Below are 12,660 nucleotides of genomic sequence, written 5' to 3'. Positions count from 1 at the left end.
TTTAGTGGCGGTCGGGCAGCCCGTCCAAGAAAAGGCTAGTGGAGATGGTCGCAGCGGGGGCGAGTTTACTCGTCTAGCCACGAATCTGTGAAGCTAGAATCCCCCGACATAATCTTTGATTTGTCGGTGGGAGTGTCAATAATGTTGAGTATTCAAACGAGCTTTATCTGAAAAGCTAATACTTTGAATTTTATTATTCATTAGGGGGGCAATGCCCACCCTAGAAAGTTTATTTGATGCCTTGGAAAAACATGGGAATAAATTTATCCACAAAGTCTTGGGGGTTTCTTTGCCATGCCCTTTGGGCTGCATCAATGCGGGTAAGTTGCAGTTTTGGATCGAATAATGTTTGGGGTAATTTTTCCATCAAATAGGTGGTTTGTTCCCACACTGGCATGGTTTTGCTAATCTCGAGGAGGTTATTGAGACGGCGCAATTCTGCCCCTGCTAAAATGTCCATGCCACATTCATAGGCGGCGTGTTCGATGGCGATATATTTACGTTTAGCTTGTTCTACTTTTGCTCTTTTTTCTGGGCTTTCGGAGGCAATTTTGGCTAACCAACGATTTCCCCATGTGACATGACCTGCTTCTTCAGGAAAAATCTTTTCAATGGTGGTTCTAATTTTGATGTTTTCCTCGGTTTGGGGGGCTTCTTTTAGGGCGTGGATATGGGCGGCAAAAAATTCACAACCTCTTTTTTCGGTGACGTTAATGGCTGCGATCGCATCTATGATACCATCTTCCATGTTGTGGGGTTCATCGATTAAACGTTCAAATTCGTTGATGTAAGACATCCCGGGGGGTGTATCAATATCTGCATCTAATTCTACTAATAAATCCGTTAACCAATAGGCATGACGGGCTTCATCTGCTACATGGTGGGATAAGTCTTGGACTAATGCTTTGGGTTTACCGTTGAGGGTTTCGATGAGGTTGGTTAAGTCTTTACAACTTCTCTGCTCGTTATAGCGGTAACGGTTTAGGGTAATGAGGTGAATTTGGCGATCGCCCACAACTCTTTTGAGAATGTCTCGGGCAGACATTTTATTGTGCAGTTTACGAGGATAAGCAACGGTCATATTTTTTTATAATTTCAGATTGAAGTATGTATATTCTTATTGTATCTTTACAATTTGAAAAATAGGCGGACATTAAGAAACCATTGCCTAACCTCGTGACTCCATTTTTCATCAACTTCTGGTTACTCAAATTGACTCTATGGCTTGTCTTTCTTGGGGGGTTAATTCCCTAGTTTGCCCCACATCTAAGTTATGGATGGTAAGGTTAATTTTCGGAGTAAGGGCGATCGCACTGCGCACTAATCTTAGGGTAGGATGGTTAATGGAGGCTGTCATTCTTCTTACTTGTCGGTTTCTGCCTTCGGTGAGGGTTAATTCTATCCAACCGGTGGGAATGTTTTTACGGTAACGAATGGGGGGATTTCTAGGGGGTAACTCTGGTTCTTTTTCGAGGTGATGGGCGATCGCCTTTTTGGTTTTTTTTCCTTTAATAATTACCCCATTTTCGAGCGTTTTTAAAGAGTCTAAAGACGGAATATTTTCTACCTGCACCCAATAGGTGCGAGGATGGGCAAAAGACGGGTCACACAGGCGATGTTTTACCCTCGGATTATCGGTTAATAATAACAATCCTTCACTATCTAAATCGAGTCTTCCCACGGAATAAATATCGGGTATATTAATGTATTTTTTTAAAGTTTCTCGCTCTTGGGCATGGGGGCTATCATCGGTGAATTGACACAAAACATTATAGGGTTTATAAAATAGAATATAGGTGTATTTTTTCATAATAAATAGCTTATAAAAACTGTTTGATAACCTCTAAAGTTTCTTTTCCTGTTTTATCCCAACTAAATTGTTTTACCCTTTCTAATCCTGCTTTGATAAGGTGCGATCGCACATTATCCTTGACCACTTCAGCCATCGCCCCTGCAATATCATCCACATCATGAGGATTAACCAACAAAGCCCCATCCCCTGCCACTTCAGGTAAAGAAGACACGTTAGAAGTAATTACGGGAGTACCACAAGCCATCGCCTCCAACACAGGGAAACCAAACCCTTCCCAAAGGGTAGGAAAAACCATTGCTTGAGCCTGATTTAATACTTTAACCAATTCTTGGTCATCAAGATAATTTAAAAACTTAACCTGTTCAAAAACTTCCAAATCACGGGCTAATTGTTTAAGTAAAGGAGTATAACGTTCATCTGCTCCTCCCACTAACCATAATTCATAATTTTGATTATTTTTAAACTTAGCAAAAGCAGAGATAATATTAGCTAAATTTTTATGGGGATCATGCCTTCCTAAGTATATAAAATAAGGTACTTTATTGACGCTTTTTAAATTACTAATTACTTTAAACTTAACTGAATTATAACCTAAATGAATAGGAGTGATTTTATTAGCAGAAATATCATAAAAATCTATTAAATCGTTAGCCGTATTTTCTGAATTACAAATAATATGGGTAGCTTGTTTACATACTTGAGGTACATAATGACGAAAATAAGCACTCAAAGCCGATTTTTTTTGAGGAAATCTCAGAGGAATTAAATCATGCACCATCACAACACTTCGACATTGTGAGCTAAATAAAGGTAATTCAGGCACAGGGGAAAATAATAAACGGCCTTCTAACTTTCCATATATTTTAGGTAATTTAAATTGAGTCCATAATAACCGCAAAAAATGTCCTTTACTGCCATAGTCTGGACTAAACCTCTTAGAGATATGAAAATTATTATTAGAGTTAGTTACTAAACTTTGATTAGCGATGGTTACATAGTTCAACTCTTTAAAATAGGGAAAAATATGATTAATATAGTTACTAATACCCGTTGGCTTTTCAATCAACATTGAAAAATTTAAAAGTAATTTTGATTCTTTATGTTTCACCAAATAAATAATATAAAAAATATAATTTGTCGGGCAATATGCCACCCACCATTAACACTATAAACAGTCGCAAAAATTACTGATTATCATATTGAAATAACAATTATCCATTATCCATTTTCAATTATCAATTATTTATTGTACTCCCACAGAACGACCACCAGAACCAAACACAAGGATATTATTTTGGGCAAAAGGCTCCCAACCCACCTGAAAACCATTATTAACAGCCTTTTCCCTCGCTGCTCGAAACGTAGAAAAACTATCTGGACGAACAATAAAAGCCACATATTGCTCGTTGGGATTAAGAGTTTGTAGAATCTGAGCAAATTGGGAATTTTCAGCCCTTAGTTGTTGATTATCCTCCCCTTGGGCGTTGAGGATTGGTTCGTATCGTAGTGAGCCATCGGCGGTAAAATTTACTCTATATTGACCATTATCTATGGAGAAGTTTTGAAGACGACGGGTAATATTTCTAGTGCAGTTATTGTAAAGATTTATTTCGTTGAGGTAGGTTTGATAGGCAAATTGACTACGGCTACGGGGTACTTCGGGAACGGTACAGGTAGGTAAGCTAGAATATATTTGCTCAATTTGTGTCTCAATTACTGGGTCACTAATATAAAATAATTGATTATTTCTTAACTCAAAAAAAACGCCTTCTTTATTGGTTTCTGCCCTTAGGGGTGTAGTAATTATTCTTTCGGCTTCTACGGTTAATAAACTGACAAATAAACCGATGAACATTAATACTCCGACAGTATTAGTTAATATGTCTAAAAAAGAGTCTAAATTTTGACCGGGATGATTTTTTTTACGTATGGCACGTTGTCTAGGCATAATACTTATTTAGGTTAATTTATTCTGCAAATCTTAGGGTTAAACCTTCGTCAATGGGTTCATAACCTATGTCAATATTTCGGGCTTCTATCAAGTCTCTAACTTCATAAAATGTTTCTAATCCTGTGGGTCTTAAAATTACGATAACATATTCATTATTACGGTTATTTTCCACCTCTGTGATGAGTCTTAGTAGGGGAGAATTACTACGACTAAGTTGATTTCTGGGTACAAATTCTCCGCTAGGGTGAAGGATGATGCCATCTTCTCTACATTCTATATAGCGAGGCGTTTTGGTGCTGTTTTGTCCTTCTTCGGTTTGCCCGATAACGGTGACTTCGGAACTACTTTCGATGCTTTCGGTACTAATTACAATAATTAATAATATTAGTGTTCCAATGGTACAGGCTAGGACTGATAAAAAGGGAAATAATTCCATTTCTATTTTACTCGCACGGGATCTTCTACGCATAGTAAATGATTGAATATTTATTGATCAATTTGTTCTATTAAGCGAACAACCCTTGGTTTGCTTAGGTCTTTCATGATGGGTTGCAAGAGACTAATTTGTTCTTTAATCATCGACAAGGAATCTTCCATTTTACTGGCGTTTTCTAGGGCATTTACTATGCCTTTAAAACTGTTTTCTAGGGTGGATAGTTTAGCAATATTTTCGCTAGATTCTTTTAAGGAATCAATTTTTTGATCTAATATTGAGGCTATATTTTCTAGTTTAAGGGCGATCGCACTTACTTGATCATCTAATCCATTTTGCCTAAACTGATTTTGTTCTTTAATCAGTTCAACCATCCCTTTTATATCATTAACTAAATTAGCATTAAAACCATGTTGCTCTTGATAGGATTGGACAATTTTTTCTCTATCAGTCACAATAATGCGATTAACTTCCTTGATAGCTTCTACTAACTCAGATTCTTGGGTTTGAATTTGATTAAATTGATGGAGGAATTCTTTTAGCAAATTTTGAGCCGCTTCCCTTGCATATACTTCTGCGGGTTGTATCAACTCCTCGGCGGTAGGTAAAGACTCCTTGATGGCTTGGTTAATAGTTTTACTAATATCGTTTTTATCTAAAGAAGCAGTAGAAGGCAATTCCTTTTCCGAAAATCGAGGTAAAAGTTTGTCATTGATAAATATATCTATGCGCAACAGTAATTGAGATTCTACCCTTTCCACCAATACCAGAGGAATCATTACCACCACACTTAACAATAACGCTAATAATGTGGTATCAAACGCCACCGCCAAACCCCCTGTCACAGTGCCTATACCTTCCCTTATTTGGTCAACTTCCGAGGCACTATCGAGGAAACCAGAAAATCCATTTACCGCCTGACTAATACCCAACACAGTACCCACAAAACCGAGTAAGGGAATAGCCCAAACCAAAATACGGGGAAAAGTGTAGGAAGACTCTGAAGCACTCAGATAAAAGGAGGAATCATCAAGGGCTAATTCTGCCGATGCCTTTCGGCTTCCTGAGTGAATATAGGCGCTCAAAACCCGTGATAGCCTGTTGTCCACTAAACCTCCTGACTCCGAAAAGTATTCGCACATTTGCCTAACTTTTACTGATTTATAGTTTTCCAGGGGAATATTAAGGGGAATGTCTAACTTTCTTAGGTTTTTTGACTCAGCTTTAATTTTGAAAAATTTATCGAGGGTGCTAGTGATTACGAAACAGGAAAGAAATACCACAATATATTGAGTTATACCTCTATCTATAAATAGTATTCCGAAGTAAGTGTTCCTAAAAGGTAGTAGTAAACTATATATAGCAATAGTCAAAAGACTAGAGAATAAAAGGACTAGGGGTAAATTAATATCTAATTCCTGACGATTGTTATTAATTAAGTTGGGCATTGGATGGGAGATTGATAGTTTGTCAAATTACAGTTTAGCTCATTAACTTTTAAAAGGTATCAGATATTAGATATTCGGTATTCAGAGCTTCAGTGTTACGGTAATTACAGTCGCACTTTTCATGTCGGTAAACCATACCGCTAATCCAGATTTATTCAATGGACTAGAAAATTAATAATGGTTAAAATCAGAAAATAACAAACAATATATATTGTAAATTTAAGTAACTATGTAAACTGAAACAGAAAAATAAACAGACTAATTAGGTGGACTTCAAAAGGGTTAATATGAATAAATTAGCAGACTAAATAAACCTTTAGACAAACGTATTTTTGATATAGAAAGAGAATTAAGTCATTTAAAAAATAAGAAAAGTAAAGAAACTAGCCAGGAGTTAAAAAATATACAAAATAATTTTATTAATTATGAACTTAATCAACCTATAAATCGTGATTCAGTAGAGGGTATAGGTCAAAAATTTTTACAAAGGTTAAACCGTGAAGGTATTATTCGGGTTTCGGATATTACTTATTATCGTGTTAAAAACGTTAAAGGAATAGGAGAAGTAAGGGCTTCTAATTTAGTAAGTTGGCGACAGCAAGTGGAAAAAAAAGCCAAAAATAATATGCCCAAAATTTTGCCAACATATCTTGAGGAAAAAATAGATACAAAATATTTAGATTTATACAATAGATTAAATGAAGAAAAGGTAAAATTAATAGAAAAAATTAGGACAAATCAAGCCAATATTAGTTGTAAATATAAACTAGATCAAGAGTCTATTTTAGAAAAAATAGCGAAAATAAAAGAAGAGGAAAAAAAATTAGAAAATAGTACATATATAGAGCAACAAAAAAATCAATTAACGATCATAGAAGAAGAATTAAATTATCTGACCGAACAATTAGAAGTTTATCATTTGTGGACTTTCTCTCGCTATCTTATTAGTTTTCTTTTATTTCGCTCTGAAATTAATATCAGAAACTGATGGATGGTTGATGAGTCTTGTCATAATTCTATCTAATTTCTATTTTTTTTATTCTGCCAAGGTAGAGTTAAGTAATTTTGACAACTCCTCGCCGTGAACGGCTAGGATTCTTCCTTCACAGAAAGATGCCGAGTAAAAGCAGTGCCTTTAGTTGGTCTTACTCTTTCTCCAGAAGCTGTAGCGATATGCCCTACCGCCAAAAGTCGTAAACCTTCATCTCTGATATTTTTCGCTGCATTTATATCCCTGTCATGTATCGTTCCACATTTAGGACATTGCCACAGCCTCATATCTAAATTTAAACTATCTACTTGATGTAAGCAGTGATTACAGGTTTTAGAACTAGGGAAAAATCTATTTACTTCAATGTAAGTTTTTCCCAGCCATTCTGCTTTATATTTTAACATTGTGCAGAATTGCCCCCAACCACAATCACTAATTGACTTAGCTAACTTGTGATTTCTTACCATGTTTTTCACTGCTAGATTCTCGACACAAATGACTTGGTTTTCGTCCACTAATTTACGACTTAGTTTGTGTAAGAAATCTTCTCTACATCTAGTTATCTTTTCATGTACCTTAGCAACAGCTTTTCTTGCTTTATTACGGTTGTTTGAGCCTTTTTGCTTCTTAGCTAAACGTTTTTGTTTCTTAGCTAATTTTTGTTCATACTTACGGTAATGTTTAGGATTGCCATACTTGCTACCATCACTGGTAATCGCAAAATCCTTGACTCCTAAATCAATGCCCATTGCTTTACCTTCTGATGATTGTTGAGGTAAATCAATACCATCATCATACAGACAAGAAGCAAAATATTTCCCTGATGGTGTCATGGATACCGTTACGGACTTCAATTTACCGAATGGTAAACGAGATACTTTACAGTAAACCTTTTTCAGCTTAGGTAAGGTTAAGTAATCACCGTCAAGTTTAATACCTTGAGGGAATCTCACAGATTGCTTATTTCCTTTCTTCTTGAATTTAGGGAATTTAGCCCGTTTCTCAAAGAAATGAAGAAAAGCACTACTCAAGTCCAATGCCACCTGTTGTAAAGCCTGAGATGGAACTTGTGTTAACCACTCAAATTCTTTCTTTAATTCAGGTAGTTTATTAATTATTTCATTACGACTTAAACCTTTTCCCGTAGCCTTGTAAGTTTCATTAGTTAAATTAAGAGCATAGTTGTAAAACCACCGACAGCAACCGAAAGACTTAGCTAGTAAGACTTTTTGCTCAGTTGTGGGATAGATTCTATATTTGTACGCTTTTAACATTTGACTAATATTGTGCTTATTTCTTTATCTTAACATACTTCTGATGCAATGGTAAAAACTTTGGAAATATAAAGCCGCCCTGAAGTGCGGGGTTTTAAACCCAAAGATTTTGATAAAAAACAATGATTATTGGCAGGAATCAACATGTAGATTATTTTTTATAGTCAATCAAACTTTCTATCTTCAACTATTGCCACTCTCTCTTTTTTCATGGTACGTGAGCTTTATGATGTACAACTTAATAAGTCAACTAATTGGCTAATCTTTAAATTACTATATTTTTTTAACTTTCTAGCTTTAGCAATATCTCGTAATTCCGTTAGAGTTAAATTATTAAGGATATTTTTATCCGTAGTATCCATAGGAATAGACTCAGGAGTAAGATAAAAAACCTGTGCCAATTCATTTAACTTTTTACCTCTATTACCAATACCACATCTTAAATTGCCAATAGGCTTCAAGTTTTTCCAATATTTTCTTATAGGTGAACTACTAATATTATCAATTAATTTTTGTTTATATCTACGAATACTTTTTAACTCAATATTTGGTAATGAAAATAAGTATTCAATGGCTTGACTAATTTCTTCTTTACTGGCCGTAGAAAGATTAATTTTTGGTATTTTTTCCCCCATTAAAATTTGACTAATTTCCGATGTTTCCTGACTCCCATCAGCGATAATACACCAAACTCTTTCTAAATTTGCTTCTTTGGCTACTTGATAAGCAAAAGAATTAGCAATTAATTCATATTGATCTTCTCCAGTTTCTTTAACTATTAAAGGAAGCCAATTTCTGGTTTGATTTTGATGTAATAGTTTCGCTGTTGCTGAAATTAGAAAAAAAGACTTTTCAGTTAAATGTTTAACTTTTATGTCATCTAAATAGAGATACATTAAGTTCCCAATATCATCTAATTTTGCCATTAAATAAAATACTCCTTAATTAATGTTTTGTAATTATCAACTGCTTTTTGATAACGATAAACGGCTGGGACATGATAATTTTCAGCTTTCTCGATAAAAGCACTGTGGGGTAAATGAAATACTTGACGATTTTTATTTAAAGAGTTGTGATGAGGGAAAAAGTAAGGAGTTAAATCAATATCTTTTTGCTTATAATGATTGATATTTATTTCTATTAAATCATAGATCATTTTGATTTGGTTATTTGTGGCATTTCCACCATTAAACATAATTGGCAGTGCGATCGCACCATGATCTTTTTCTACTTTTTTTCTATATTCTGCGACTTCGGGCAAATATTCAGTAATAGTAGTAATGGCATTTTTTATAGATTTTCTCGTATATTGGTTAGGAATTAAAACCACATTGGAGGCATAAATTGAAAGTTGTGATTGATCTCTCCAGTTTGGTGGTGTATCAATTAAAATATAATCATAAATTAGAGTTAATGGTTTTAGTAATTGTTTTAAACGAGTAATTTTGAACAATTGTCTGTTTAATGTTTCTGTATCTTGTACTAATTTTTTATCGGCAGGAATAACATCAAATCCATAAGTACCAAGTTTTTTTAAATCTTTTTTATAGGTAATTATCGCTTCATTTATATTCTTATCTCGACTTGTCAAACATTCATATAATGTAACAGAATTAGGTTTTAATCCTAATGTTGAAGTCAAGTCTTGCTGGTCATAGTCTAAGTCAATAATCAAAACTTTTTTTCTACATGCACTTAACATTCCCGCTAAATTAATTGTGGTGGTAGTTTTTCCTACTCCTCCTTTGTTGTTGTAAATTGCTACAGTTAAAGCTGTGGGGGGATTTTGAATTTGAGTTTTAAGTCTTATTATTTTTTCTTCAAACTCTTCTAAATTATTAGGATTTAATTCTTCTATTATTGAGGCGGGATAAATTACTTTACCATGCTTCCTAAAGAGTTGAATTTGCTTACCATTGCTAATTAATCCCCATTGTACTTTTTTAAATTTAGGGGCTAGTAAATCTTTTTTTAAGTTTGTAACTCTAGCTTGATATTGAGGATTATCATTATCAAACTCTAAATTAATATTCTCAATAGCTAGTAGCAAAAATGGTAAGTTTGTTTGCTGTTCATTGATTTGAAAATCTACTATTTCTTTACCATTACCTGTGGAGACTTTATGTTTAATTTGTTTTTCTCCAAAACCTAATACTCTTAATAGTAAAGGAGCAAAGTTAGTCACTAAATCAGCTTTACTAACTGAGGTAGATAATTTTTCAAGATATTGAGCTAAATCTTTAATCTCTATACTCTTATGGGTTAAATCTATTTCTTGATTGTTAGACATATTAACAGTTGATTTATTTTCTTTTTTAGTTATAGCTGAATTTTGTGTGTCTAATATTTCCGATTTTTCTGTGTCGCTAGAATTGTTTTTATCAATGGTTTTAAGCCCTCTTGCTTCAGAGATAGTGATGGTATTATTACTTTCATAAAAAGCTCGAAAACAATCTACCCATTTTTGGTGCTCAGGTTGTTCAGGTTTGGCTTTAAATACATTTGGGCTACCTACGACAATTCGCTTTACTCTCCCACGAGTAATGGCCACATTTAAACGATTAGGTTGAAAATAAAAATCCGCTTTTTGTGCTGCATGAAAAGGATCGCTAGTGGTTAATGATAATATAATAATATTCCTTTCCTGACCTTGCATGGATTCCACCGTATTGACTAAAATTGAAGTTAAATTAGGTAGATTAAATTCTAAGGCTATTTTTTGTAATTTTTGACGAATTAAACGAGCCTGAGAGCGATATGGCACAACGATCGCAATTTCACCTAAATTAACTCCACATTGGACTGTTTCTGCGACTATTTCGACGATTATCTCGGCTTCTTGAGGAGAATTTAAACCTTGCCCTTGATGATTGACTTCGACAAAAATCGATGATATTTCAGGATTGAGTACATCACCGTAAACTTGAGGTTGAATCGGCAACTCCAACTTTCTGGACATCGCTTCTGGGGAAGGTTGCAGTAATCCTTGATAAAAATATTGACTAGGAAATTGATTAATTTCTTCATTAAGACGATGGGTAATATCTAACATGGTACCGGGAGCATGGTTAAATAAAGTTTCAAAAATGGAATAAGTAACCCATGATTGTCGATGTACTCCTGCGACTACGGGAGACATTTGTTGATGATCTCCGATAAAAATATATTTGTAACCTTCTGTCATACCTTTAATTGCTACGGGTAAAGTTATTTGCCCAGCTTCATCAAAGATGATGGTATCAAATTTTATTCCTTTAAGGCGATTTCCGCCCACGGAGAAACAAGTTGCCCCGATAATTAAACCTTTAGTATCATTTTTGTAAGGACTATGTTTGAGATATTCATAGTTAGCAATTGAGTGATTTTCCCATGTTAGACCGATATTTTTATCTGCTTTTCCTATTTTGATGACTTTCTGATAACCAGTAACTTGAGCTATTTTTTTAAGAGCGTTATTAATGGCGGTATGGGTAAAAGCTGTAATTAAAACAGTTTGCCCCTGTTGGGCTAAAAGATAAGCGATATGGGCTAATAACCATGTTTTTCCTGTGCCGGGCGGCCCTTGAATGAGATAATAATTATTAATAGCTAAGGCATTTATTAATCCTTCTTTTTGTTTTAGGGTTAAGTTTAGTTTTTCAATATAATTTGTATCAAAACCTTTATTTTTTAGTTGCTCCAAGGTTGCTGAATTGACATCTAATTTTGGGGTGATATTTCCTTCAATAATACCAATAATTTTATTCTGTAAACTGTCATCTAATTCAATTTTATTTAAAGTATCTAATAGTAAATGTCGTAAGTCGAATAATTGTAAATCTAAAACCCATTTTCTGTTAAAGTCTTCTGGGGTTAGATCAATCTTTTGCTGGAGTTTTAAAACTAATAAATTATCTTTTTCTTCTTCTAAGGTACATTTATATTTATCCTCTTTATGGAAAGGATTACCAGTATTTAATAAAAGATCGTCTCCGGGGGCAAATTTTGATAAGTTCTCAGAAAATTTTGCTGTTATTTGTGTTCTTGATTGGTTAATAAGTTCTACAGGTGCGATCGCCCTTCCCTGTTCTAATCTTTCCTCAATAGGTGAAGCCCATGTTTCTTTTACATCTCTAACTTGAGTATCATGTTCAACATTAATGAAACTTTTAAGACTATAAATAAAATCTTTTCTTGAGTCAGGTAAATTATGATTGTAAGCAGTATTTAGATAAGAATTTCGATACCTTTCTTTTGCTAAAGATTCAGCCTCTAATTTCGTCCAATGATTAATATTAGGCAACTCAGAAACGTGATTAAATTGCTGTAGTAAAAAATAATTTTCCGTTAAATTAGCAATGACATCAGCTATATATTTACAGCACCTTTCAGGATAACAAACTAATTGTTCTTCCGCAAAACGAATGACGAACCAGCCACCATTAGTAAAAGCTAAATTTCTTTGTTTTTCACTTTCTAATTCTTGATAGTGAGTAGGTTCATTATTACTATATACATAAGGTTCATCACACTCTATATCGATATATATACCTGCTTCTTGATCAACATAAATAAAATCAGGATAATATTCTTGAAAACGATAGTTACGTTTAATATAATCAGGAAAAAATTTGTTTAAATAATACCAATAAAAATAATCTTCTTCTGGATTTTGTTTAACAGGTGCTTCATGTTCATCTAAAGGGTTGATTTCGATTAATTGCTCTGATGTTGGCGGAAAAAGTTGAGGAAAAGTTGACACGCTTTGTTT

Annotated in this window: 10 protein-coding genes; 1 reads left to right on the top strand and 9 read right to left on the bottom strand. The window is 34.1% G+C overall.

The window, feature by feature from the left end:
- Positions 1-229: 229 nt before the first annotated feature.
- The 6 genes from ACXITR_RS00205 to ACXITR_RS00180 all read right to left on the bottom strand — a co-directional run bounded on the left by ACXITR_RS00205 (position 230) and on the right by ACXITR_RS00180 (position 5,645).
- Entirely contained in the window at positions 230-1,081 is an 852-nt protein-coding gene (locus tag ACXITR_RS00205) for a ferritin-like domain-containing protein (RefSeq protein ID WP_457995214.1), read from the bottom strand.
- A 126-nt stretch (positions 1,082-1,207) separates the two neighbouring features.
- On the bottom strand, positions 1,208-1,810 hold the full coding sequence (locus ACXITR_RS00200; RefSeq protein ID WP_457995213.1) for a pseudouridine synthase: 603 nt from the start codon (positions 1,808-1,810) through the stop codon (positions 1,208-1,210).
- 10 nt (positions 1,811-1,820) lie between these two features.
- Positions 1,821-2,882 (bottom strand): glycosyltransferase family 4 protein, encoded by a 1,062-nt coding sequence (locus ACXITR_RS00195; RefSeq protein ID WP_457995212.1) that lies wholly within the window; start codon positions 2,880-2,882, stop codon positions 1,821-1,823.
- 174 nt (positions 2,883-3,056) lie between these two features.
- On the bottom strand, positions 3,057-3,761 hold the full coding sequence (locus tag ACXITR_RS00190; RefSeq protein WP_457995211.1) for a hypothetical protein: 705 nt from the start codon (positions 3,759-3,761) through the stop codon (positions 3,057-3,059).
- A 19-nt stretch (positions 3,762-3,780) separates the two neighbouring features.
- Complete coding sequence (locus ACXITR_RS00185) at positions 3,781-4,233, bottom strand: hypothetical protein (protein WP_457995210.1); 453 nt, start codon at positions 4,231-4,233, stop codon at positions 3,781-3,783.
- Positions 4,234-4,250: 17 nt separating this feature from the next.
- On the bottom strand, positions 4,251-5,645 hold the full coding sequence (locus ACXITR_RS00180) for a MotA/TolQ/ExbB proton channel family protein (protein ID WP_457995209.1): 1,395 nt from the start codon (positions 5,643-5,645) through the stop codon (positions 4,251-4,253).
- 601 nt (positions 5,646-6,246) lie between these two features.
- Here ACXITR_RS00180 and ACXITR_RS00175 point away from each other — a divergent pair.
- Positions 6,247-6,633, top strand: a complete 387-nt coding sequence (locus ACXITR_RS00175) for a hypothetical protein (protein WP_457995208.1) — start codon at positions 6,247-6,249, stop codon at positions 6,631-6,633.
- Positions 6,634-6,734: 101 nt separating this feature from the next.
- Here the strand turns inward: ACXITR_RS00175 and tnpB are convergent, their stop codons facing one another.
- From tnpB to ACXITR_RS00160, 3 genes are all read right to left on the bottom strand, one after another.
- The gene (gene tnpB / locus ACXITR_RS00170) at positions 6,735-7,910 is read right to left on the bottom strand and encodes an IS200/IS605 family element RNA-guided endonuclease TnpB (protein WP_457995207.1); all 1,176 of its coding nucleotides are present in this window, start codon (positions 7,908-7,910) and stop codon (positions 6,735-6,737) included.
- 224 nt (positions 7,911-8,134) lie between these two features.
- Positions 8,135-8,836 carry a Rho termination factor gene (locus ACXITR_RS00165; RefSeq protein ID WP_457995206.1) on the bottom strand — a complete coding sequence of 234 codons (702 nt, stop codon included), beginning with the start codon at positions 8,834-8,836 and terminating at the stop codon, positions 8,135-8,137.
- The gene (locus ACXITR_RS00160; RefSeq protein WP_457995205.1) at positions 8,836-12,651 is read right to left on the bottom strand and encodes an AAA domain-containing protein; all 3,816 of its coding nucleotides are present in this window, start codon (positions 12,649-12,651) and stop codon (positions 8,836-8,838) included. The genes ACXITR_RS00165 and ACXITR_RS00160 overlap by 1 nt, the downstream gene beginning before the upstream one ends.
- Between the last annotated feature and the right edge of the window lie 9 nt (positions 12,652-12,660).

Source organism: Cyanobacterium sp., assembly GCF_054166785.1.
This window is presented reverse-complemented; position numbering and strand designations above follow the sequence as displayed.